A 25,500-nucleotide genomic window follows, 5' to 3' on the forward strand; every position below is an offset into this window, starting at 1 on the left:
CCCTAGTAATGATATTCATAATTATTCAGTATAATTACAAATGTCATAACTGCAACTTTTCATTGCAATTGATAAAATCTTAAAACAATTTAATCTTTTCTCAATATCAGCTTTAGTATAATTCCTTTCATTTAGATATTCAATAGATTTTCTTTAATTAAACTGTTAATTTTTAAACAATTTCTATATTTATGTCACGTTTTTTTCAAAAGTATTTTATCTTTATAACAAAGTATTTTTTGCATGTTTAATTTGTTAAATCCTTCACTTTAAGACATTTCAAGGACTTTAAAATCCATTTGTATTGTTTCACTACATAATTTACTTATTTTTCTAATTGTCTTAATTAAGTTACTTTATTTTATTTGTTGTTAAAATTCTAATTAGTTAACAAAAAATTCATATTTATATTTAATATTTATTTACATAAGACCACTTTTTATAACATTTTTCTCCTAATCTTATTGCTAAAATTTATCATACTCTTTTATCAAATTAAATCTAACATACTATAAATTATGTTTTATTATTCTCTTTACTTTATAAAAATTCATTCTTTATATTTTTTTCTAATAAAATTAATATTTCTAAAAAACTTTTTATTATATACTGAATTGCTTAACTTTAATGTTTGCCCATAACTTTAAATATAAAAAAGCTAATTTAACTAAAGTTTAGTTAATTCAGCTTTAATATTTAAAAGCATATTAGTTTTAATTCACTACCTAAATTCATCTTTGGATATAACTCTATCCACTAATAAAAAACAACTTCATGTAATAAGAAGATTTTTTATTTAAATATTTATATTACTATAAAATAAAAGAATCAAATTTAAACTCAAATTAAATTTGATTCTTTTATTTAAATTTATATATTCTTTTACTGTATTTCTACAGTACTAATATTCCCTTAATAAATAAAACTGTAATTATTAACGAACTTACTAATAAGGATGTCATTATTGCAATTTCTGCTTTAGTTAATTTCTGTCCTAATTCTTTTTTGTATGGAATATATACTAATATTCCTATAGTATATAATATTACTACGCCTGATATATAAGAAATACCAACAGCAAATAAAACATATATTGCATATACTATAGATATTAATATTAATATCTTTTGCCATGCTTTTAACTTATCCTCATTAGAAACCTTAAGTGCATATAATCCTGAAAATAAATATGGTATTAGCATTGCTGCTGTTGCCATGTTATAGATTACATAATACATATCTTGAAGTGCAGGTGATAAAATAGCAAACATAGCTATATTAGTCAAGAGCGTTGTTATTATTAATGCATTAGTCGGTGTTCCATTCTTATTAGTTTTTAAAAAATACTTAGGCATAAATCCAGCCTTAGCACTTATGTATGGTGCTTCTACTGATACCATTACCCAACTTAAAGAAGCTCCAACTAAAGATACTATAAGTCCCCCCTTAGCAATTATAACTCCATATGTTCCCAATACAGTTCTAGATAGTATTTCCGCAAAAGCAGTATCAGTGCTTCCTAAAACTTCTGCTGGTACAACACCCATAGCTATTATAGAAATACCCATATATACAGCTAGAGTTATTAATAAGCTTATAACAGTAGCTTTTCCTACTATTTCTTTTTTCTCTACCTTATCTGATAAAACACTTATTGCCTCAACCCCTACAAAGCACCATAAAATAGTTCCCATAGAGCCACTTATTTGAGACATTAAATTAGTTGATTCTCCTGAATAAGCAAAAACACTTTGCCAGTTTGGTACATTAAAAATTTCTTTATTAAACACAAAAACACCTAATAATATAGCTAGTATAATAGGTATTAGTTTAGCCACAGTTATAACTGCATTTATTAAACCTGCTCCCTGAGCTCCATTGATTTGAATTATAAATATTATCCATAAAAGTGTGGATGCCATTAAAAATGACTGCATAGGAGTAATTGATATAACACTTCCTAATGTTTTAAAAATCAAAATGAATAACGCAACATTTCCAAGCCAAGTACTAACCCAATATCCCCATGATGATGTAAATCCAGTATATTGACCTAATAGTTCCTTAGCGTAACTAAATATTCCTGCATTAAGATATGGTCTTCTATTAGACAATAAATAAAAAGAATATCCTAAGGATATTATCCCTACTCCACCTATCATCCAAGAAATAACTACAGCCTGTGGATTAGCTACTCTAATTAAATCTGTAGGACTGTTGAATATTCCTCCACCAATCATGGATCCAACTCCTAATAATACCAATAAAGTCAACCCTATTTTATTCTTTTCTTTCACCCTACTCACTCCTTGTTAACCACTTTTCATCTTTAGTTATAATTTCTATCTCTTATTTCTTCATATATTACTTGTATCTTTTATAATATTTTTAAAGTTCCTGCATAATTATATACTAAAACGTAATAATCATTCAACTTTATTTGTATTTTTTTGTTGATTTTCTAAAAATAATTTAACTATTCTTTAATATAATATAACCTTTATATGAATTTTTTATTTTCTCTTTTATTTTTCGGTGATTTTTGTAAAAAAATAAGAGAGGGTTTGTTAAACCCTCTCTTATTTGTGAATTTTTATGCTATCCTTAAAGTTGTCTAAAGGAATCCTAAATTCTCTTATACCTGATGAATAAGGAGCTATTTCATATTGTTGATAAAAAATAACTAAATCATCATTATCTACATAATATGTCTGATTGTCTTCTATAGAAGTAAATTTTAATTCAGGATAATATTCATCCTTCTTTTCTTGTATTTGATTCTTTATTTCTTTATTTATTATACTTTTATAGTCAAATCCTTCTGTAAATAATTCCCTTAAGGATACTTCTGTGCCCTTATTTAAATCAAAGTTATATCCATATTGAATAGTAAGTCCATGGGCTCCACCTGTGTAATAATAAGTTCTAAGAGGAATGCTTAAAAAGTTATTTTTATTATAAGTAACTTTGAATTCTGAATAAACTTCATACTTATGAAATTCAACGCCTTCTTTTTTATATGAATCATAATCACTTTTAGCTTGATCTGCTACTTGACTTTTTAATTCTAAAATTTTATCTTCAATTAGCTTATTAAACTTTTCTTCAGTTTCTTTATCCTTAGCTTTAGTGATTTTAGGAATTTTCAACCTAACTTCTAGCAAATCATTATCTTCAAATATCTCTTTGGTTTCAACCTCTACAGTATTTGAAGGATTTTGAAAAGCTGAAATTGCTTTCGATTCATTAACCTTCTGATTATTAGATTCCCATCTTGTTAGTTTTTTTTTTCAAGTGATTTATCATCACTTTTCTTTTCTTCAACTTTTTTATCTTTTGTCTCAGATTTCTCTTCTTTTACTTCAGTAGTTTTTTTAGAATCTGTAGTAGCTTCTGATGGAACTACTTCTACTTTTTTCTCTTCAGCTTTTTTCTCTTCAGTTGTTGAAGTCTTTTTAGCGTCCTCTAATTTTTTTGTATCTTGTTTTTTATCCTCTGTTTTTTTGTCCTCTACTTTTTTTTCTTCCATAGTAGATGTTTGTTCTAAAGTCTTTTTATCTTCTACTTTTTTGTCTTCTATTTTCTTTTCTTCAGTTTTCTTTTCTTTCACTGTCTTATCTTCGCATTTTTTATCTTCACAAGGACATTTCTTATCTCTTTTTTCATCTTTTATTTGCTCCATTTTTTTTGGTGCGTCCTGTGGTTTATCCTCAGCTAAAGCTGGTGTTGGCATTAATATAGAAGAACAAATTAAACTAGACATTACAAGAGCTGCAACCTTTTTCATATGTATATACCTCCTAATTATATCTAGCATTCCGACTTAGAACTTATTAATCACAAGTATTAATGTACCCAACTTTTCTATGTTATATTATGAAATGTCTATTTTTTTATAATAAAAAGCTATCTATTAAAAAAGAGAAGATTAATTTAACTTAAATCCCTTCTTTTATTAATAAATAGCCTAATTTTTTTATTTTATAATGGAAATTCTAAAGTAACCTTAGTTCCAAATCCTTCTTTACTTTCTAAGTTTATAGAACCGTTATGTGCTTTCATTATTTCATCACATATAGCTAATCCTATTCCACTTCCCGATTTCTTGGTATCTAACTTAAAGAACTTTCTTTTAACCTTTTGTAAGTTCTCCTCATTAATACCACATCCATTATCTTCTATTGTAATTGAAATCTTATAAAAGTCTATTGTTGGGTAAATATATATTGTACCTTCATTCTCCTCAGTAAATTTAATAGCATTATCAATTATATTAATAAAAACTTGTATAACTTTATTTTTATCTGCTAAAACAATTAAATCATCTTCAATATATGATTTAGCTTTTATGCCTTTACTTTTAATCTTTGGATTTAGTTGTTGTAGTATATTCTCTACTATTATCTTTATATTAACTTCTTGCTTTTCAATTTTCATCCTTCCAGCTTGGTACTTAGAAAAATCCAACAATTGTTCTACTAGAGAAGTCAATCTATCACTCTCATTTATAATGATATTAATTCCTTGTCTTCTTTTAGCTTCATCAGTAAATTCCTTTAAATTCAAGGTCATAGCCCATCCTTTTATAGAAGTTAAGGGAGTTCTAAGTTCATGTGACACCGAAGATATAAATTCATTTTTCAATTTTTCATTGTTCTTTATCTCTTCCGTCATATAATTTAAAGTATCTACCATACTACCAACTTCATCTTGATAATACTTAGGAATTCTCACATTAAAGTTACCCTTAGCTATTTTCTTAGCACCTTCTTCTGCTGCTTTCAAAGGCTTAGTAATAGTCTTAGAAATCTTAAATGATACTATAGCTCCAACTAAAATGGTTATAATGCCAAATAAAATATATAAGCTTATTACCTTAAATAGTTTTAAGTTTAATGTTTCTAAGGATTTACTACATCTTAAAAGCCTATATGGTACACCTCTCTTGTATATTATCTTAGAGATACTCATATAGGTTGTTCCACTTTTCTTCTCTTTTACTATATTAGTAGTAAATTCATCCATCACTTCTTTTTTAGACTTTATAATATCATCATCAGTAATTTCTAAAGGCCTATTATAACTTGTTAGAACATTACCCTCCATATCCAAAACCTCAAAATGCATTTCTTTATCATAAGAAAACATCTTTGTAAGTTCATTAATTTCGGACTGTCTTTCAAAGCTATATCTATTGTGTATGTTTTTAACTATATCTATATTGTTTTTTAATAAATTTTCCATATCAAAATAATATGAATTTTTTAAATTTGCAGCCATTGCTACTTCAATAAAAATAAAGCTTAGTAGTATTATTATAAAATTAGTCATAAATAACCTAACTTTTATACTTTTTTCTTTCATAATACTTAATCCTCTTTACCTACAAATCTATAACCATGACCCCAAACAGTCTGTATAAGCTTAGGTTTTGATGGACAATCCTCTATTTTTTCTCTAAGTCTTCTAACATGAACATCTACAGTTTTTATTTCACCGTAATATTCCTCACCCCATACATCATTTAATAATTCATCTCTTGTAAAAGCTCTATCTGGATTATTCATGAAATGTTGCAACAAAGAAAATTCTCTATGTGTCAACTGTACTTCCACTCCATCCTTAAAAATTTTATGTGATTTAAAATCTATCTTTAACTCACCAAATTTTATTATGTTTTTCTTAACTTCATTTGAATTCTTATGTGCTCGTCTTAATATAGCTCTTATTCTAGAAACAAGTTCTAATGGATTAAATGGTTTAGTCATATAATCATCCGCACCTAAATCTAACCCCATAATTTTATCCATGTCTTGTGCCTTAGCCGTTAACATTAATACACATATATCTTCATTAATAGCTTTAGCTCTTCTACAAACCTCAAATCCATCAATTCCTGGAAGCATTACATCTAATACAATTAAATCTATACTATTTTTATTGCATATATCTATTGCCATTTCACCTGATTCAGCTTCAAGCACTTCAAACCCTGCAATACTTAAATTCACGCTTATTAATGCTCTAATATTTATTTCATCTTCCACCACTAGTATCTTATTCATTTTTACCCCCCTGAATAACATTATGTAATATATCTTTACTATACCAAAGACTATTTTAAATTTAAATTAAGAATTTTATACATTACTTAAATTTTTCTTAAATCCCGCTTTATGTATTTATCTTTAATAATTTTGGTATATAATATATATAGTACATTTTTAAATTTGTTTAATTTTAGATATGTGTTTTTACTTTTTTATATTTAATTACATAGAAACAGCTAACCCTATGAGTATATATAAACTATTTGTTAGTAGTCTTTATGGAATAAACTTTTATATTATGGTTTTTAATTTAACTTTTATATTTAAGTTAATTATTACCCCACAACAATATATAAATAATATGTGCACCAACATATATACATATTTTGCATTTTATTCTAATAGATTACTGAAATCACGCTTGAGAATTCAATTCTATACAAAGTTAACAGTGAAACATTTCACTGTTATTATAACATTAATTATGTAATTTTATATTAAAATAAAAAAAATCTCAAGGTGTATTTGTATAGTAAAATCACTTAATATCCATTTATATTGATTTTGTAAATTAAGGAGGTATAGTATAAAGGTATATTTATACTAAATATATTATGATATTTTTCACTGAAAAATTTTTACCATTATTTTTCTTTTTTTTCTTTTATGCCTTTATGGGCTGGTGTTTAGAAATTTCTTATGCAGCTTACGCTCATAAAAAGTTTGTTAATAGAGGATTTTTGTTCGGTCCATATTGTCCTATGTATGGTGTAGGATGTGTCTTATTAATTTGGATACTTAGACCTTTTAGCAATAATTATATATTGTTATTTATTTTATCTACGTTCCTTACATCTACATTAGAATATGTAACAGGATATACCTTAGAAAAAATATTTAAAACTAAATGGTGGGATTACTCCATGGATCCACTAAATCTTCATGGTAGAATTTGCTTGTTATATTCAATAATTTGGGGTTTTCTTTCAGTTTTACTTATAAAATTTGTACATCCTTTTATAGCAAAACTTTTAAACCCATTTATATATTCTACTATGGGTAGGATTGTTATATTTACCTTGCTTGTGTTAATAACTATAGATCTTATAACTACAATTAAATCTTTAATTAACTTTAATAATTTAATTGATCAATTCCAAGAATTTTCTAAGGAATTTAAGCAAAAAATCCATAATCCCAAAGAAGACTTAAACGAACTTTCTGAGTCCTCTGTAGATTGTGAATGTGATAGTAGTAATGAAGAAATTTTAATTAAAGAATTTAAAGGTAAGTATGAGAACTTTTTAGAAACAATACAGAAGAAGTATCCTCGATTTTTAAGCGTTATGCCTAATTATAGTGGTGATAAATTTAAAGAGCATCTTAATAACTTTAAACAAAAACTTGCTGATTCTAAAAAAAATAACAAGAATTAAAGTTCAACTTAAATTTTATATTTTTGTAAATTAAGTATATAGAGTTGTGTATTATAATTTATATTATAGAGTAAAATAACTACTGTAGCTAAGTAGTTATTTTACTTTTACTAACTATTTATAGAAAGGATTATGTCATGAAAAGTAATAAGTTAATTAGTATATGTGGATATATGTATCATCTTCATAGGAGAAATTTCAAGATATACTTTAAACCAGCAGAGATTCCTTATAGTGATGCTTTATGTTTGAATTCCATTCATTGGCTAGGACATGCAACTACTGTTATAAATTTAAATGATAAAATTATAGTAACAGATCCTGTTATTAGAAAAAATATTGGACAAATGAAGCGTTTAATTAAACCATCTTTAGATTTAACTGAGATACATATTGACTATATTCTTATCTCTCATGGCCATATGGATCACTTAGATATAAGAAGTTTAAAGAGACTTAACAAAGATGCTATTATAATTACCCCTCCTCAGTATAAAAGAATTATTAAGTGGGCTGGATTTACTAATATAATTACCTTAAAACATAATGAATTATTTCAGGATGAATTCATTAAAGTTAAGGCTTTAGAAGCCAAACATGATGGTAATAGATACAATTATGGAAAATTTTCTCCAAGTAATGCTTATTTAATAAGTTCTGAGGATAAAAAGGTGTTCTTCCCAGGAGATACAGCCTATACAGAAAGCTTTAATAACGTAGAAGCTGATGTAGCTTTAATGCCTGTAGGATGTTATATGCCTTTAGAGTTTCAAGAAATGCACTGTAGTCCTACCCAAGCCTATGAAATGTTTAAAATGAGCAAATGTAAGACTATGATTCCTATTCATTATAAAACCTTTATATTAGCTCAAGATATAGATATGAATACTACTCAAACACTACAAAGCTTTAATGATCCGGCTGTTAAAATTGTGGAAGTTGGCCAAACCTTTAAGCTTTAAAAACAAAAATCCTAACTTGAAATTAATTATTTCAAGTTAGGATTTTTGTTTTTTCTCATATGCATCCTTTAATTGTCTACGTTTTCACTACTTCCTTGATCATAAGAAGTGTTATACTGCTCAGATGGTACTGATTCTTCAACTAATCTAAAAATTGCCTTTCCAACAGGCACAACTTTTCTATCAATTAAGAAAGGTTCCATTTCTATTCTCATTATTTTACTTAATGTCTTTGCTTTTTTAGTATTAGAGGTATATGTAGTCCCCTCATGAGTTCCTGCATCATATGCATATATTAAAACTTCCTTTTCTTTAACCCACAAATCCTTCTCTAATAACTTTATATTTGTTACACCTACAAACCAATCTGGACTTGGTATAATCCCTGCTGCAAAGCTAACAAAGGGTCTATCTCTTGATATCTTAAATTTGGTTCCTGTAGAATTTGGAAAACTCTTCATAGAATCCATTTCAAAAATATCATTTACTCTTTCTTTTTCTACTTGTTTTTTCATTTCCTTTTTAGCTTCTTTTAGTTTTCCTTCCTTGACTATATCTAACATTCCATCAGAGGTAGCTCCTCCAACTTTCCAAAGTCCGCCCTTTCTTGTATGAGTAACACCTAAAAACTTTGTTATATACCCATTATTAGGATAATCCTTAGGATGAGTATCTTTAGTCCAATCTAATTGAATTTCCACTGTATATTCTACATTAGTTGTATTAAATTGTTTTTCTTTCTTCTTCTTTTCTTTTTTTATTTCGGCTTCTTCTTCCTTTTGCTCACGTTGAAGCTTTTCCTCTTCCGTTTCTTCAACTAATTCTCCATTTTCATTTAACTTCATTCTAGGCTTTTCTTTCTTTTTTTTCTTTTCTTTTTTAGCCCTTTCTTCTCTTTCCTTTTCTATTCTTTTTTTCTCTTCTTCTTGCTTTATTTTTTCACGTTCCTCTCTCTTCTCTTGCTCTTCTTTGGTTTCTAATTTAAGGTTTTGATTGCTATCATTTTTATCTTCATTTGACTTTTCTTCTTCAGCATAAACCCTCATATCAGTAAATAAATCCTGATTAATATCTCCATGTATGAATCCAAATAGAGGAACAGTCATAAAAACTATTAAGATTATAGGCGTTATTTTCTTAAGCATTTCTTCCTCCTTGATTAAAATAAGTTTAATACTTAACTTATTTTAACCAAGAATGCTAAATTAATTACATTTAATCTACATACATAAATATAACAAATATAATCCAAATACTATGATTAAAGCACCTAAAATATTTTTAATTACATCCGAAACTTTATTATATTTATAGGAACTTGATAACTGTTCTATAAACCCAACTGAAGTTCCTGCAATTACTATTAATACGCAATGCCCTATTCCATATACTAGTAACATAACCACTCCAAATAATACATTTCCGCCTGTAGCAACTATTGTTAGAATAACTGCTAAAATTGGAGTAGAACAAGGTGAGGATAAAACTCCACCAAGTATTCCCATAGTAAAAGCACCTAATAAATTATTTTTTATTTTAGGAACTTTACAAGAATTTTTTTCTCCTATTACACCTATAGATTTTAATCCCATAAAGATTAAAATTGCTCCTAAAATAAGATATATATATTTGCCCAAGGCATTTACATAATTACCTAAAATTGAAGTTATAAGACCTAAAGCCATAAAAACCACAATTACACCTAAAGAAAAGATTAAAGCATATTGAAAACCTGCCTTTTTATCTTTCTTAGAACTTTGACTTACTCCTCCAATTACCAATGGAATAGTTGATAACATACAAGGACTAAAAGATGCTATTAATCCTGCAAGAAAAGATACTATAATAGAAATAAAAAAGTTTTCTCCTATTAATCCTGTAAAGCTATTAATTATACTATCCATGATTTTACTCCTCTTTTTAAAATTTATTTTACTAAACTTGAATCATAATTTTTAAATATTTCTTCAATTTCTTCTAAACTTTTAACATCTACTTCTTTATAAAATACTTTTCCATCTGTGCCTATTAACATTAAAGTTGGGAATCCCATAACTTTAAGTTTTCTTGCTAAATCCTCATTCATAGTAGTATTAGCTGAATCTAAGTCTATATATCCTACATAAATCTTATCTGAATATTTTTTAGCAACTTCAATCATAACGCTCTCCATGCGTCTACAACCCGCTCACCCTGAAGAACCGAACTCTAAAAACACAGGTTTATCCACTTCTTGTCCATTTAAAATTTTAGATTTTACTTCTACAGATATTTTAGTTATTTTTTCAAATTCACTTTCCTGTGGAAGGCTAGAGTTTTCTACTAGTTTCTTTGGACTTATTCCATTTTTAATAAAATACATAGACACTATAGTTATTAACAATACTATTACTACAATTATTTTACTTTGCTTTTTCATGTCATCTCCCCCTATACCTGTATAAGGTATATGATAAAGCTTATTTATGCCAATGTAAACTGTATAGTACTATTATTCAGTAAAATTTAATTATATAAATTAACTTTATCTTAATTTTCCTTTCTCTATAGTATTTTTTCTTTTACTTATTTACAAATATAATTATAATTATATTATTATATATTTTATAATAATAGGAAGATTAATTTTGTTTTATATATTTTTTCCCATTACTATTCAAATTTACTTATTTTATATGTTCTATGAAGAAGTATAAGTGGTTGTACACATAATCTCTATTGAATAATCTCCTTATCTTTTGTAATTATTTGCAAAAGCAACATTTAAATACTATCATATATAGTAGGGTTATCCTTTAAACTATGTAACTCCTAAGGATAATTAGGAAAACTTATATATTTTTTAATAAGCAAACTTCCTATATCAAACTTTTAATTGTTAACTATATATGATAATAAATATATCTGTGGAAAATTAATTAAATCTTACATACTATATGTTATAAATTTTTATTATAAATTAATTATCAATAATCATATAAATATTAAGAAAGGAAGTGACACAATGAAAAGAATTTTTAAATCTAACCTATTTTTTCTTTGTTTAGTTTTGTTGCAATTTATTGTACCTTCTATATTGCTATTTGCTTTTAAACTAGATACATCAACTGTATTGATTGTTTCTAGTTTATTTACAATCTTCTTACCAACAATAATTTATTTTTTAGTTACTAAAAAGCCTGTTAAGGAAACCTTAATGCTACATAAATTAAGCAAGCGTGGTTTAATAGCATCAATAGCTTTACCATTTTTATGTTATCCTATAGCAGCATTTTGTAATATCTTAACTAGTTTTTGGTATACAAATAATGTTAGCGATGCCATGCAAACTATGGTAGGCATGCCTTCACTTGTATTTTTATTTGCCTTTGCCATATCCCCTGCAATTGGTGAAGAAATAATTATGAGAGGTGTTGTATTAGATGGTTATAAAAATAAATCTATACACACAGCAGCTTTTATGAATGGATTACTTTTTGCTATACTTCATTTTAATATGCCACAATTTTTATATGCATTTTTCTTAGGTGCAGTTTTTTCTTATTTAGTATATTATACTGGAAGTATTTTTTCATCTATGATTGTGCATTTTATATTTAATGGTTTTAGCTCTTTATCATTTTTAGTATTAAATAAACTTATGAATTCAGAACTTATACCTAATGAAGTAACAGATATGATTAACAATGAAGTTGCCGCAGTTTCATTCAATATTACACAATTACTTTACTCTTTGTTTATATCTATAATATGTATAATAGTGATAATTGAAATCTTTAAGTGGTTAAATAAATATAAAAATGCTACTCATGAAATTCCTAGTACTGAGGATACTTCACTGGAGAATTTATATACATCTAACTATGAAGGTATTGAAATCAATGATTCTCATATTCCTAGAAATGAGGATGACTTCAAAAGATTTTCATCAAAACTTGCTAATTCAATAGCTTACTTACCTATAGCTATTTCAATTATTATATTTATATTTACAGCTATTTAAGTATTATGTAACGTAATAAATAAAAAGTTGGTATAAACCCTTCTTACGGTTTATACCAACTTTTTTTCTTTACAACTATTATGCTACTTCTATAGCAGCTTTTATTTCATCACCTTTTATTTTCAATATGTTATCTATTAATTCTTTAATTTCAACTTTATCCTTCTCATTAGCACTATCCATTATAAGCATAGGTGCGGCTCTGCAACAATTCCTTGCATAAAATATAACTTTTACATCAACATCGTAATTAACTATATCATTAAATTGTAAATTTTTCTTTGAAAGTGTAACATTTAAATTATTGAACCCATTATGCACATGTAAATGTACTTCTACCTCATTATCTCTAATTATTTCACTTCTCTTTACATCCTTTAACTCAACCTTATTTACCTTCAAAACCCAATCACCTCATTAAAATGTATTTATATATATTATAATCTAAAGTTATTCTTTAAACCTCAAATTCACAAAATATTTAATGTTTTCTTTCCTGTTTTTTAGACACTATTAGACTTTTCATATTTTATTCATATTCTTCTAGTAACTTCAAATTTATTATATTATATATTATAATATAATTTGTTATACTAATTTAGTAATATTAATATAATGTATTGTATTTAAATTATCTATTTTATTTAAGGAGTGTGTTGTAAATTTGGCACCCGGTAGTACGTGGCAATTGATTTTTTTAATAATATTAATTTTTGCTTCAGCATTTTTCTCATCCTCTGAAACGGCTTTAATGTCTTTAAGTAAACTTAAAATAAGACATATGGTTTCTGAAAATCGTAAAGGCGCTAAAAGAATCGAAAAATTATCTGAAGATCCAAGTAAACTTTTAGGAACTATATTAGTAGGTAATAACATAGCTAATATAGCCAGTTCTTCAATAGCTACAGCGTTAATTATGAATAGTTTAGGACCTAAATATTTACCCTTAGCTACTATTATAATGACCATAGTAGTTCTTATTTTTGGAGAAATAACTCCAAAAACTCTAGCAGCACAAAGTTCAGAAAAGGTCTCTATTTTAGTTGCTCCTTTGATTAACTTTCTTTCTATAATATTTAATCCTATAGTGGTTATTACTACTTATATAGCAAATATATTGATTAGATTGCTTGGTGGTAAACCTGATGCTGAAAAGCCTATAATAACTGAGGATGAACTAAAAACTATTGTAGATGTAAGCGAAGAAGAAGGGATTTTAGAATTAGAGGAACGTGAAATAATAAAAAATGTAGTTGAATTTGGTGATCTCTTCGTAAAAGATATTATGGTTCAAAGAATAGATATTGTAAGTTTGTCTATTAACTCTTCTTATGAAGATGTAATTAATATCATTAGAGCTGAACAGCTTTCTAGAATACCTATTTACAATGAAAGTATTGATGATATTGTTGGTATACTTAATATAAAGGATATATTAATTTCAGATTATAAACCTGGTGATTCATTAGAGCCTTATATACGAGAACCAATTTATACCTATGAATATAAAAAGACCTTAGACTTATTTAAGGAAATGAATAAAAATAGACATCATATGGTTGTGGTTTTAGATGAATATGGCGGCACAGCTGGGTTAATCACAATTGAAGATATACTTGAAGAAATAGTTGGCGAAATTGAAGATGAGTATGATGATGAAGAAATTCACATAGAGCAGCTATCACAAAATGAATATATTGTTGATGGTAGTATAAGACTCGAAGATATAAATGACTTAGTAGGACTTAATCTAGAATCTGATGACTTTGATTCTATTGGTGGTTTTATTATAAATCAGCTAGGTTCTTTTCCAGTTCTAGGGGAAGAAATAGTATATGAGGATAGAAAATTTACTATTCATGAAGTTGATAAAAACAGAATAAAGAAGGTTAAAATAACTATACTTTAAATTATTTTTATTTGTATTTATATATAGTCTAATAAAAAATCTTACTTGTATTTACAGGTAACATTCACTATATAATAAATGTTACTATTACTATAAATGTAGAATATTAATTAGAACTTATATAAATTAGGGACTATAGTACTAAAAGTTATATATTATTTATGCTTATTTAAAATCAGCACATATAATAATATTTCTTTTTATTCTATCAGTCCCTTTATTCTTAAACTATTTTAATTTTGTTGTCTTCTAATTGGAACATGATGTCTATTCATGTGACAGCAACACTTCTTAACATACTTCTTATTAACAAAGAACACCTTAAGCTTAAAATAAAACAACACTATTAATATGGTAAGTATAATTCCTCCATAACAATAATTAACTCTATATCCAAAATTATTTAATATAAATCCTCCTATAAAGTTTCCAAGTGCCATTGATAATCCATTTACTAATAACTTTAAACCTGCAAAAACATCTCTAAAGTCTAATTCCATATGACTCATCATAGATTCATCTATTGATGATACTATTAATAGTGTAAATATATTTCTTATTAATAAAACTGTTGCAAAACTAAATCTATTTAATGGCAAAACAAGTATAAAACATGTTGCTATAGCTATTAAAAATAATGTACCATCAAAGGCATTTCTACTTATCTTTTCCGCTATCATAGGCATAACTAATAGACCTATCATGCTAAATACAGTACTTATAAATACAAATATAGATATAGTGGAATTTTCATATGAAAAATATTTTTGCAATACCAAGTTATTAAAAGGCCCTACTGCTCCAAATCCAAGAGACATAAGAAATAAAAATATAGCAAATACTCTTACCTTCTTATCTTCCTTAAGAAATTTTACAGCGTTACCAATTGATTTTCTCATGGCTTTTTCATCATGCTTTTCTCTTTTATCCTTAGGCAGTAAAAACCATCTCATAAAAAAGGTTATTATTAATAATCCAGCAGATATCATAAAAAAGTGTACATATCCAAAACTCTTAAAAATCCCTATCTTATTTAAGTTTCCTCCTATTAAAGTTCCTATAGCTGTGGCTATAAAATTAACTGAGAATTTATAACTATAGGCACAACACTCTTTTTCTTCTGTTGTGTAAGAATATAATAGTTGTAGCTCTGTTACTTGAATAAAGGTATTCCCTGTATTTATACAAATCTGTGAAAAAAGCAAAAAATAAAAATTACTTGTGAATGCACATATAATTATGCCCATTGCTATTAATAAACTTCCTGTAGCTAAAATATTTTTTCTTCCAAAAACCTTTATAAAGGGTCCCATGAAAAAAACTATAATAGAAAAAAAAGATCCAATAGAAAAAATTAATCCTATTTCTTCTGTTGGTAACCCTATATTATTAAAATATAATGTATGTAAAAAAAAGAAAATCCCAAAAGCTAAGGCACCTAAAGCTTCACTTATTACCATCATCTGAATGTTTTTCGAAAATCCAATATAAGTTTTTAATGTCTTATTTTTAATCATATCCATACCTCTACTAAAATACTAATACTTTTATCTTTTTCAAAATTAAAAAGCTTATTCATTTTAGAGAGAAATAAAAAATGTATGATTAATACCAAATACTAATCATACATCTTGACCCTATTTATTTATAGCTTTTCCATAGCAAGGAAACAAGCTATCATATCCTTTTAGCTGAACCTTTCCAAATAGCTTATACCCACACTTTTTAAATAAATTATTCATTTTTATATTTATTTCATTTGTATCCGTTTTTATATAACTAATATTATTACTTAAGGCAAACTCCTCTGCATAATTCATTAACTTACTTCCTACACCCTTATTTCTACTTTTAGGATTAACAGCCATTCTATGTATAACAACAGCCTCGCCTTCAAAGTCCCACTTAAGCTCTTTATACTCCTCTGCTTCACTCATGTTAAGACATATGAAACCTAATACTTCTCCATGTTCCTCTTCTAAAAATAACTCTCCTTTCTTTATATCCTTTATAAAATCAGCTTCTAAAGGATAAGAGGAATTCCATTGATAATTTCCTTCTTTATTCATCTCCATAACTGTATCCTTTATGATCTCCATTATAGACTCTAAATCATCTAAAGTCGCTCTTCTAATCACCTTTTCTCTCCTCCTTCAGAATCTTCGTAATAACCTTTTCAAGATTATTCATATGTACCTTTAACTTATCCTCATAATTTTTTATTTTTTCAACACATCTTTTTTCTTCACTTAAATATACTTCTTTATTTTCATTAAACTCCTCTATGTTTTTTTCTAGCTTTCCTTTAGTGAATTGATTTTCTTCTATAGCTTTTCTTAAAGTCACTAACCTAACACCTAATTTGTTTTTTTCACTATTTACACCTTTTAATTCTTCTAGCTTTATATTGGTCTCATTACCTTCCTTTAACTTCTTCTCTAATTCCTTCATCTCTTCGAATTTTTCTTGTACATTATCAGCTTCTTTACTATTCTTTAAAATATCACTATTCAGTTTAGCTAAACCTGTATTTTTAATGTCTAATAATCTCTCACAATTTTCTTTATCTATATGTAAATTATTTAAATCCACTCTTAAACCCTTTATTATTTTTTCAGTAGTTGTAATTTTTCCTAAGCATCTTAACTTTAAGTTATTTAATTCCTCTATGCTTTTATAGTTTTCAATTTCACTTTCTATATCATAACTTTTATCAAATTCTGTCATTGCTATAATTCTCCTTTTGATATTTAGTGTATTTCTTATTTACTACATAATATATAATTGTACCCTAAGTTTTATATTGTATCTATACTATAATAACTAAAGCAACATAAATAAAACTCCTCTACAACATATATGTAAAGGAGTTTTATTTATATACTTTTATATATTAAGTTGTTACCATCTTACCGCCATTAACATGTAAAACTTCTCCTGTCATATAAGAAGCATCATTACTAGCTAAGAATACATAAGAAGGTGCTAGTTCAACTGGCTGCCCTGCTCTTCCCATAGCTGCATCTGATCCAAAGGTGGAAACCTTATTTTCACTAAAAGATGCTACTATAAGTGGTGTCCATATTGATCCTGGTGCCACGGCATTTACCCTTATTTTCTTAGTTGCTAGTGAAAGTGCCATTGATCTAGTAAAAGTAACTAGAGCACCTTTACTTGAAGAATAATCTATTAATTCCTCATTTCCTGCATAAGCTGTAATTGAAACTGTATTTATTATAGAATCCCCCTCTGTCATATGAGGTATAACAGCCTTAGTCATATAAAAAACTGAGAAAACATTAACTTCAAAGGTTCTTATTAATTGATCCTTGGTTACGTTTTCAATGCCACTTTGAGGATAATGCTCACCTGCATTATTAACTAATATATTTATTTTACCTAATTTGTTTATAACCTCTTTTACTGAAGACTTACAAAACTCTTCGTTAGCTATATCTCCTGATATCAGCAAACACCTTCTTCCCTGCTTTTCAACTAAATTCTTTGTTTCTTCAGCATCCTGATGTTCCTTATAATACATTACAGCTACATCTGCGCCTTCTTTAGCATAAGCAATAGCTACAGCTCTTCCTATACCACTATCTCCCCCAGTTATTATAGCTACTTTTCCTTCTAATCTATTGCCATGTTTATAAGCTTCATGCTCATATACTGGTCTAGGATTCATAGAAAACTCCACTCCTGGTTTTTCACTTTGATGTTGCTTTGGAAAACTTGTCGGAAAATTAATTTTATTAGTATCCAAGGTACTAATTCCTCCTATAAATTTATTTCTTAATAAAATTAGTTTCCTACTATTCCTTAATTAATATTCAAATAAAAGAAATTAGATATTTAAATATATAATTTTTCTATTATGTCTTTGTCTTATGGTTTACTTTAATTTTCAAGTGTTAACTTTAATAAAAATCTAATATTATCTTTATATAAAACCCAAATACTATTTCTATATTTTGCACTATAAAATTAAATTCTCATACTGTATTGCATATTCAAATTTCACCTCTAAGATTATGGAGATATAAAGTTTACTTAATGCAAACTGTAATTAAAGTTGATTTTTACTTTATATATGCCTTTCTCATAGATTTAGAAATTAACACTATAAACGCTGAGCATATAAGTAATACTCCACCCATAATATAAACAGGTTGTACACCAATCATGTCACAAAGTATACCTGATAGTCCCATGCTTATAGGTGCTAATATTAGTCCAATAACATTTATTATACTAAACACTCTGCCAATAATATTTTTATCAACTATTATTTGTAAATAACTAAATATAGGACTTGTAATAGAATCTGATGCTCCATATAAAAAATATAGTATAACTATAGCAGGAAAATTTGAAATTCCCCCTATAATTAAAACACTAAGTCCACTAAATAAAAGTCCTATAAAATAATATTTACCTGGTGATTTCACCTTTAACATCCCTATTATTAAGGAACCTATTACCATACCAATAGCTATGGATGTTCTAATAAACCCCATACCTTCAGAACCTACATGTAAAACATTTTGAGAAAGTATTACAGGTAAAGTATCTAAAAGACCATAAGCTAAATTAGTTATAAGTAAAACCACTATAAAAACCTTTATAAATTTATTTTTATATACATAGGATACCCCTTCTTTTAAATCCATAAAAAAACTACTTTCCTTGTCACACTCTATATCTTTAGTTTCTCTATTTTTATTTATTTTAATTAATCCTATAAAAAAAGCTGAAAATACAAAAGTAGTTGCATTCACTATAAATAATGTATTCATGGAAGTAACCGCTATTAGTATTCCTCCTAATGCCATTCCTACAACATCTAAAACATTAAAAATAGTTTCTATTAATATATTAGCTTTTATAATATTTTCATCATCAACTATACTTGGAAGTATTGCCGACCTAGCAGTTCCAAAGACTATATCAAACAGCTCTAATAAAAAAGAACATATAAAGATAGGCCATATACTAAAGCTATTACTTTTTAAAATTATTAATATAACTATAATTAATACACTTCTTATTAAATCAGAAAAAATCATTATATTCTTTTTACTAAATTTATCTACAATTACGCCACAAAAGAGTCCCGTTATTATTTGTGGTAAATTACTAAATGCAAGTAAAAAGCCAACAGTAGCACTGGAACCCGTTTTATCTAAGATATACCACATAATAGATAGTGTATACACTATATCACCAAATTTACTTATTACCCGTGCAGTTAGATATTTATTAAAGTTTTTCTTCTTAATTAACTCCAAATATTCACTCATATAAAAATTCCCCTATCCCTCTTTTATACATTTTTTATCTTGAGTCCCTTTGAAACATAACCCCTACTCAACAATATATAGTATTAAGTATATATTATATCCAAAATATAATTATAATTCCATTAAATTCAACATTTCATTGTTCTCTATTAAAAATGCATCATGTTCTCCAGTACAAAATAAAAGCTACATAACTTAAGCTATATAAAAGCATTATAGATTTTACTACCTAAACTCATAATTAAAAGCTTCTTATAATTTTATGGTGAAATAAAAAAATCACTTGTGAACTTATAAAATTCACAAGTGATTTTCAGTATTAATTATCTCTATTATCCATAAATATCATTACTAATCGTAAAATTCTTAAGAATAACCAAACTAAAGTTACAAGTATTCCAAATCCGCCATACCACTCCATATATTTAGGTGCACCGCTATAAGTCATTCTTAGAACATAATCGTAATCTACAAGTAGATTAAAAGCTGCTAAGGCTGCTATAGCTATGCTAAATACTATTCCAGTGATTCCGCTACCATAAATAAAAGGCATGTAAATACCAAATAATGATAATACAAAGCTTAGCAAATATATAACACTTACTCCCATAGTAGCTATTACTATAGTATTTCTTAATCTATTTGATAATCCTCTTTGTCTATATATAAGTAACATAGAAATAGCAACTGCCACAGTAAGTAATACCGCTGCTAAAACTGCTCCACTATATTGTCTTGACACTATGCCAGTAAAAGATCCTAATAACATACCTTCTAATATAGCATATATAGGTGCTGTAATTGGTGAAAGCGTTGGTGTAAATGATGTTACAACAGCTACTATAGCAGCTCCAATAGAAGCTCCTATTAATAATCCCATGCTTCCTCCACCATTCCAAGTTATAGATGCTGAAATAACTAGTATTGCTAATAATATAAATGTCTTAACTGCCGTACCTGTTACACTCATACTAGATGTATTTCCGTATCCTCCGGCATTTTTTAAACCACGTTCTATAAAAGGATTCGGTTTTTCCATATATATCCCTCCAAGTCTTGAATTAGATTTGTAATATATTAAAGTGATATTCCCTACTAACTATATAGTATAAAATATCACTTTGCCATATTCTATCACTGTAAATTTGCTTAGTCAATAATAATGCTTATAACTTAATTTAGTTTACATATTATTAACCTATATATTATCTTACTATTCCATTAATTTTATTAAAAATTATCATCTATTAAGTCCTTAAAAGTTATACTCTCTAAATCATTAGCTAAATCCCTTTGAACCTTAACAAAGGCTTTATGTAATTTACATTTATGATTTTTTCCACCTGTACATAAACTTATGTCTGTTAAACATCTATTTACACAAATTGGACCATCTATAGCCTCAATTACTTCTTTCATATTTATCTCTTCAGGTACTCTTGCTAGAGCGTAGCCCCCATTAGTTCCTCTATAAGACTTAATTACATTTATAGCTGTAAGTTTTGTTAAAAACTTAAGCAAAAATCTCTGTGATAACCCTAATACTTCTGCTATTTTTTTTGCCTCTACTCTCTCTCCAAATTCTAATCCCGATAAATAAAGAACTACTCTTAAGGCATAATCTGCTTCTTGTGTTATCTTCATACTATCCACTCCTAAATTTTCAAAAATAATTCTCCCTAAAATAACTTTGACATAACTACTTGTCTATGTCTAATACTTTATTTCAATCCTCTAATAATCTATTATTATCTCTTTTCTGAATTTTAAAACTTAATTTCTTATACTCTTCATAATCTTATATATTAAAATGTTTAATATCATACTAAAGGTTATATTATACTATTTTACTATAAAATTAAATAGATTTTCTAGCTTTATTGAAAAGTTATTTAATTTTTTATAAGTTTTCGAAATTTTTTTACCTAAAATTGATAATTTTATGTTATATTATTGTTGTAGTATTACATAAAATTCCTAATATTACTGTAAATTTTTGTATTAGAGTGTTGTTTTAAATCTTCTACATTTATTTATGTAATCATTAAAGGAACTTTTTATTTGTCTTGGAACAATATATTGAAACTAAAGTATTTTATTATACATCACAATATCTTTAATTTCAATTTAATTTATATATGTTATATAAAAATATATAACTTTTTAAATATAAACTTTACCTTTAATTTTAAAAGCTATATACGAAAGGGGAAATATCATGAATAAAAAGTACTTAAAGGGTTTGTGTCTATTAGCTTTATCATCTTGTGCTTATTCAAAAGCTTCTGTTGCTTATGCTGATGTTTTAGAAGGTATTGTTAATGCTGATGTGCTTAATGTTAGAGCTGAACCAAATACCTCATCTTCCATAGTTGGGCAACTTAATAAAAATACTAAAGTAGAAATATTAGATGAAGATTCTAATTGGTATAAAATAACCTTTAACGGTAAAAATTGCTGGGTATCTAAAGACTTTATATCTGTAAATCAATCATCTACAACTGAGGGCCAAGTAACTGCATCCGCATTAAATGTAAGAGATGGTGCAAGCACTAGTAATAATATAATAGGTTCTTTAAATAATGGTACCAAAGTAACTATCATTAGTAAAGATAATAACTGGTATAAAATTAAATATCAAAATGGTTATGGTTGGGTATCCGCTGATTATATTGTAACTACAGGCTCTGAAAATAATAACGGAAACAACAATAATGATAATTCATCATCTATTAATAAGAAATATCTAGTTACTGCTGATGCTCTGAATGTTAGAAGTGGTCCTGGTACAAGCTACGGTGTTATTACAACTGTTTCATATAACACTGTTGTTACTGCCTCTGAATCCAGAGCTGGTTGGACTAAAATATCAGCCAATGGCTCAAGCGGTTGGGTAAGCAATGATTATTTATCTGAAGTTACAGAGACTAATCCTACCCCTACTCCACCTCCTACTGATAATAATGGTTCAGCAGTTAATAAAGATGGAATAGTAACTGCTGATGTTTTAAATGTTAGAAGTGGTGCTGGTACTAATTATGCCGTTATAGATGCTTTATCTAAAAATACTAAGGTAACTGTAGTAGAGGAATCTAATGGTTGGTGTAAAATAAAATTAGGAAATTCTTATGGTTGGGCATCAAGTGATTACATATCTTTTGATATTAATGGATCTGGTAATGATGGTAATAATGGAAACTCTGGAACTACTAATCCAACTCCAGACTCAGTTATTGGAAAAGTTGCAGTTGTTAATGCAAGCTCATTAAACTTAAGAAGTGGTGCTGGTACTCAATACGGAATAGTTAAAGTTTTAAACTACGGTAATCAACTTGATATAATTGATAGTAGTAATAGCTGGATTAAAGTGAATGCAAGTGGTTCAACTGGTTGGGTAAGTACTGATTATGTTACTATTTATGATAAAGGTAGCGTTCCTTCTGGACCTAATGTTCCAGAAACCCCACCTGTAACTTCTGGCTATACTGGACAAGATATTGTTAATTTAGCTAAAAAATACTTAGGTGTACCATATGTTTGGGGCGGAACTACTCCATCTGGATTTGATTGTTCTGGACTTGTTCAATATGTTTATAAAGAAATAGGGGTTTATCTTCCTAGAGTAACTTATGATCAAGTTAACGTAGGACAAACTGTTAGCAGAAATAACTTACAACCTGGTGATTTAATCTTCTTTACTAGTGAAGATGATCCTTCTGATATTGGTCACGTTGGAATATATGCTGGTAATAATGAATTTATTCATGCACCTGCCCCAGGTTCTGTAGTTAAGTACAGTAGCTTAAGTAATGTTTATTATAACAAACAATACTATACTGCTAAACGTGTTTTAAAGTAACCTTATATTTACTTACTACATTTATTAAAATTGTAGTAAGTAATATTCATTAATAAAATATAAAATTTTCACCTAAATAAATGGTCATACAGCTATATAAGTTATATGACCATTTATTTATATACAAATTCCTCTCTTTAATGTTACAGTCTTCTTTTATTACTTCACCTTTTAAGCATCTATATACAAATCTTAAGATTTTAAAAAAGATTTTAATACAACAAATAATATATTTACATCTCTTCACCTATTATTTTCAAACTATTATTAAATGTATATTTATATAACACTCCTATTATATTATTCTCAGCACTTAAATAAGGATATGCTTCCTCTGTATTAAACTTAACTTCTATATAAGTATAATCCTCACTATTAGCCTTATAATCATCCCAGGTTGAGTAAAAAATAGAATGCCATAGCAGTCTATAAAAATCACTTATATGACATTTACTATTGCTATTTTGTCCACCTATGACTTCAAACTTTTTATATACATTGAAGGTAGCATTATCACTCCACTTCCATTTTTCATTGCCAGCATAGGCCTTATACTCCCTTTTAGTTAAGTAATTAAAAGATTTCTTTAATACTACTTTTATTTCATCTTGAGTCATAACCTTTTCATCATTTTTAGTACAATACAACTCTAGTAAGCTCTTCTCATAATAATTTATTCTTCCTATTGATGTATTCATATTAACGCCAAACTCATATCCAATATCAAAATAACTTCTTATTGCAATGATGAATAATATCCCTACATCCTTAGTTTCAAACTTTTCCTCAACTCTACTATGAGCACTCCAATTTCTTAACAGCTTCATAACAGGTAAAAAGTTTTCTTCATAGCTTTCAATTTTAAATTTATATGGGTACAGCATCATAACACCCTCAAAATCATGAGATACACTTCTTACTATTTGTTTATAATAGGACTCTAAATTCTTAGGCTCTTTTATAGGTAATGCTCTTTGTAAAAATGAAAGCATCTCCTCAAAGTACTTTATATCATACATTTCCTTTTTATCATTTGGAGTTTTAGGATGAAGAAATCCTTTAAATAAAATAAATTTTTCTTTTCTTTCTTTTAATATAGAAATAAGCTCTCTACATATTTCAATTATAGCTCTTCTTAAAATATAATACTCAGTATTGCTTTCATTTAGCCATGACTTAAACTTTTCTATATACTCCTCATTTTCCTTTATGTATGGTTTAGGTGGCTTTATACCCGCACCCTCAAAAATCTCTTCATACCTGTTATAAGTATCACTTAAATTTCTTTTACTATTTATTTCAGTTCTCAAATTTTTAAGAAAACTTAAAGTTACTTCTCTTCCTATATTAATATTAGTCTCAACATCATCAACTTTCACTTCTTCAATATCTTTTAAAATTCTTATATATTTTTCGAATTCTTCTTTACTTGCATCTGAAATTTTATCCCTAACTCCATACCTTTTAAATATTCTTATTAAATTATCTATAGCACTATTTAAAGTATCTATCTGATAACTAGAAGTTAAAAACACTATTCTTTCCCTTGGAAAATCTTTATCTAAAATCAATTTCAAAAATATATAGAATCCGCCTATTCTCCCTACTTCTTCTATAGGTAACTCTAAAAATTCTTCACTTACTACTCCTATTAAAAAACTCCTATAATCTTTTCCATCAATAGGTTCACCTACTTCTAAATTTATATCTAAAATTACAGAATCAAATCCATCAAAGTTTTCTCTATTTTCATAAGAATCCTCTATATACTTTAAAGCTGAGGTTAAGTCTTTTTTTAATATTACATCCTCTTTAGGTAAGTTGTATCTAACTCTCCATTTCTCTTCCTCAACATCATCTATGTTGCTGTGATTAAAATCCTCTATCCATAAAGATTTCAAAACTTTCACATCCTTTCTATGCATTAATTTTATTTTTACCTAATACAATAGAAAGAACACATTTTTTTTTAATATTT

General features: G+C 27.1%; 23 protein-coding genes. 5 read left to right on the forward strand and 18 right to left on the reverse strand.

Annotation, left to right across the window (positions count from 1 at the left end; all coding sequences use genetic code 11):
• Positions 1–893 precede the first annotated feature (893 nt).
• The 5 genes from BUA48_RS07825 to BUA48_RS07845 all read right to left on the reverse strand — a co-directional run bounded on the left by BUA48_RS07825 (position 894) and on the right by BUA48_RS07845 (position 6,065).
• The gene (locus tag BUA48_RS07825) at positions 894–2,297 is read right to left on the reverse strand and encodes an amino acid permease (protein WP_242944319.1); all 1,404 of its coding nucleotides are present in this window, start codon (positions 2,295–2,297) and stop codon (positions 894–896) included.
• A 282-nt stretch (positions 2,298–2,579) separates the two neighbouring features.
• Positions 2,580–3,164: a DUF3298 and DUF4163 domain-containing protein gene (locus BUA48_RS07830; protein WP_072831495.1), complete on the reverse strand. Its 585-nt coding sequence runs from the start codon at positions 3,162–3,164 to the stop codon at positions 2,580–2,582.
• A gap of 113 nt (positions 3,165–3,277) precedes the next feature.
• Positions 3,278–3,787 carry a hypothetical protein gene (locus tag BUA48_RS15365; protein WP_072831496.1) on the reverse strand — a complete coding sequence of 170 codons (510 nt, stop codon included), beginning with the start codon at positions 3,785–3,787 and terminating at the stop codon, positions 3,278–3,280.
• A gap of 194 nt (positions 3,788–3,981) precedes the next feature.
• A complete protein-coding gene (locus tag BUA48_RS07840) occupies positions 3,982–5,364 on the reverse strand; it encodes a sensor histidine kinase (RefSeq protein WP_072831497.1) in 1,383 nt (460 codons plus the stop codon).
• A 5-nt stretch (positions 5,365–5,369) separates the two neighbouring features.
• Positions 5,370–6,065, reverse strand: a complete 696-nt coding sequence (locus tag BUA48_RS07845) for a response regulator transcription factor (protein ID WP_072831498.1) — start codon at positions 6,063–6,065, stop codon at positions 5,370–5,372.
• 599 nt (positions 6,066–6,664) lie between these two features.
• Here BUA48_RS07845 and BUA48_RS07850 point away from each other — a divergent pair.
• Both BUA48_RS07850 and BUA48_RS07855 read left to right on the forward strand, forming a co-directional pair.
• Positions 6,665–7,486, forward strand: coding sequence for a putative ABC transporter permease (locus BUA48_RS07850; RefSeq protein ID WP_072831499.1), 822 nt, complete (start codon positions 6,665–6,667; stop codon positions 7,484–7,486).
• A 137-nt stretch (positions 7,487–7,623) separates the two neighbouring features.
• A complete protein-coding gene (locus BUA48_RS07855; protein ID WP_072831500.1) occupies positions 7,624–8,448 on the forward strand; it encodes an MBL fold metallo-hydrolase in 825 nt (274 codons plus the stop codon).
• 68 nt (positions 8,449–8,516) lie between these two features.
• On the opposite strand, the gene BUA48_RS07860 is transcribed toward BUA48_RS07855, so the two are convergent.
• The 4 genes from BUA48_RS07860 to BUA48_RS07875 all read right to left on the reverse strand — a co-directional run bounded on the left by BUA48_RS07860 (position 8,517) and on the right by BUA48_RS07875 (position 10,867).
• Complete coding sequence (locus BUA48_RS07860) at positions 8,517–9,593, reverse strand: spondin domain-containing protein (protein WP_072831501.1); 1,077 nt, start codon at positions 9,591–9,593, stop codon at positions 8,517–8,519.
• Between the two features lie 75 nt (positions 9,594–9,668).
• Complete coding sequence (locus BUA48_RS07865) at positions 9,669–10,352, reverse strand: cytochrome c biogenesis CcdA family protein (RefSeq protein ID WP_072831502.1); 684 nt, start codon at positions 10,350–10,352, stop codon at positions 9,669–9,671.
• 23 nt (positions 10,353–10,375) lie between these two features.
• Positions 10,376–10,621, reverse strand: a complete 246-nt coding sequence (locus tag BUA48_RS07870) for a thioredoxin family protein (protein ID WP_072831503.1) — start codon at positions 10,619–10,621, stop codon at positions 10,376–10,378.
• Positions 10,622–10,636: 15 nt separating this feature from the next.
• Entirely contained in the window at positions 10,637–10,867 is a 231-nt protein-coding gene (locus tag BUA48_RS07875) for a hypothetical protein (RefSeq protein WP_072831504.1), read from the reverse strand.
• 585 nt (positions 10,868–11,452) lie between these two features.
• On the opposite strand from BUA48_RS07875, the gene BUA48_RS07880 reads away from it, so the two are divergent.
• On the forward strand, positions 11,453–12,451 hold the full coding sequence (locus BUA48_RS07880; RefSeq protein ID WP_072831505.1) for a CPBP family intramembrane glutamic endopeptidase: 999 nt from the start codon (positions 11,453–11,455) through the stop codon (positions 12,449–12,451).
• A 78-nt stretch (positions 12,452–12,529) separates the two neighbouring features.
• On the opposite strand, the gene BUA48_RS07885 is transcribed toward BUA48_RS07880, so the two are convergent.
• The gene (locus BUA48_RS07885; RefSeq protein WP_072831506.1) at positions 12,530–12,853 is read right to left on the reverse strand and encodes a hypothetical protein; all 324 of its coding nucleotides are present in this window, start codon (positions 12,851–12,853) and stop codon (positions 12,530–12,532) included.
• Between the two features lie 262 nt (positions 12,854–13,115).
• On the opposite strand from BUA48_RS07885, the gene BUA48_RS07890 reads away from it, so the two are divergent.
• Positions 13,116–14,360, forward strand: a complete 1,245-nt coding sequence (locus BUA48_RS07890) for a hemolysin family protein (protein ID WP_072831507.1) — start codon at positions 13,116–13,118, stop codon at positions 14,358–14,360.
• Positions 14,361–14,593: 233 nt separating this feature from the next.
• On the opposite strand, the gene BUA48_RS07895 is transcribed toward BUA48_RS07890, so the two are convergent.
• The 7 genes from BUA48_RS07895 to BUA48_RS07925 form a co-directional block, all read right to left on the reverse strand.
• Positions 14,594–15,877 carry an MFS transporter gene (locus BUA48_RS07895; protein ID WP_072831508.1) on the reverse strand — a complete coding sequence of 428 codons (1,284 nt, stop codon included), beginning with the start codon at positions 15,875–15,877 and terminating at the stop codon, positions 14,594–14,596.
• A gap of 120 nt (positions 15,878–15,997) precedes the next feature.
• Entirely contained in the window at positions 15,998–16,498 is a 501-nt protein-coding gene (locus BUA48_RS07900; protein WP_072831509.1) for a GNAT family N-acetyltransferase, read from the reverse strand.
• Entirely contained in the window at positions 16,491–17,087 is a 597-nt protein-coding gene (locus tag BUA48_RS07905) for a hypothetical protein (protein WP_072831510.1), read from the reverse strand. Before BUA48_RS07905 ends, BUA48_RS07900 begins: the two co-directional genes overlap by 8 nt.
• 166 nt (positions 17,088–17,253) lie before the next feature.
• Positions 17,254–18,126 (reverse strand): SDR family oxidoreductase, encoded by an 873-nt coding sequence (locus tag BUA48_RS07910; RefSeq protein WP_072831511.1) that lies wholly within the window; start codon positions 18,124–18,126, stop codon positions 17,254–17,256.
• 316 nt (positions 18,127–18,442) lie between these two features.
• The gene (locus BUA48_RS07915) at positions 18,443–19,663 is read right to left on the reverse strand and encodes an MFS transporter (RefSeq protein WP_072831512.1); all 1,221 of its coding nucleotides are present in this window, start codon (positions 19,661–19,663) and stop codon (positions 18,443–18,445) included.
• A 319-nt stretch (positions 19,664–19,982) separates the two neighbouring features.
• Positions 19,983–20,702, reverse strand: a complete 720-nt coding sequence (locus BUA48_RS07920) for a Bax inhibitor-1/YccA family protein (RefSeq protein WP_072831513.1) — start codon at positions 20,700–20,702, stop codon at positions 19,983–19,985.
• A 191-nt stretch (positions 20,703–20,893) separates the two neighbouring features.
• Positions 20,894–21,307 (reverse strand): RrF2 family transcriptional regulator, encoded by a 414-nt coding sequence (locus BUA48_RS07925; protein WP_072831514.1) that lies wholly within the window; start codon positions 21,305–21,307, stop codon positions 20,894–20,896.
• A 574-nt stretch (positions 21,308–21,881) separates the two neighbouring features.
• On the opposite strand from BUA48_RS07925, the gene BUA48_RS07930 reads away from it, so the two are divergent.
• Positions 21,882–23,522: a C40 family peptidase gene (locus BUA48_RS07930; RefSeq protein WP_072831515.1), complete on the forward strand. Its 1,641-nt coding sequence runs from the start codon at positions 21,882–21,884 to the stop codon at positions 23,520–23,522.
• A 233-nt stretch (positions 23,523–23,755) separates the two neighbouring features.
• Here BUA48_RS07930 and BUA48_RS07935 read toward each other — a convergent pair whose 3' ends face one another.
• Positions 23,756–25,423, reverse strand: a complete 1,668-nt coding sequence (locus BUA48_RS07935) for a hypothetical protein (protein WP_072831516.1) — start codon at positions 25,421–25,423, stop codon at positions 23,756–23,758.
• Between the last annotated feature and the right edge of the window lie 77 nt (positions 25,424–25,500).

Source organism: Clostridium collagenovorans DSM 3089, assembly GCF_900130005.1.
GTDB lineage: Bacteria > Bacillota > Clostridia > Clostridiales > Clostridiaceae > Clostridium_D > Clostridium_D collagenovorans.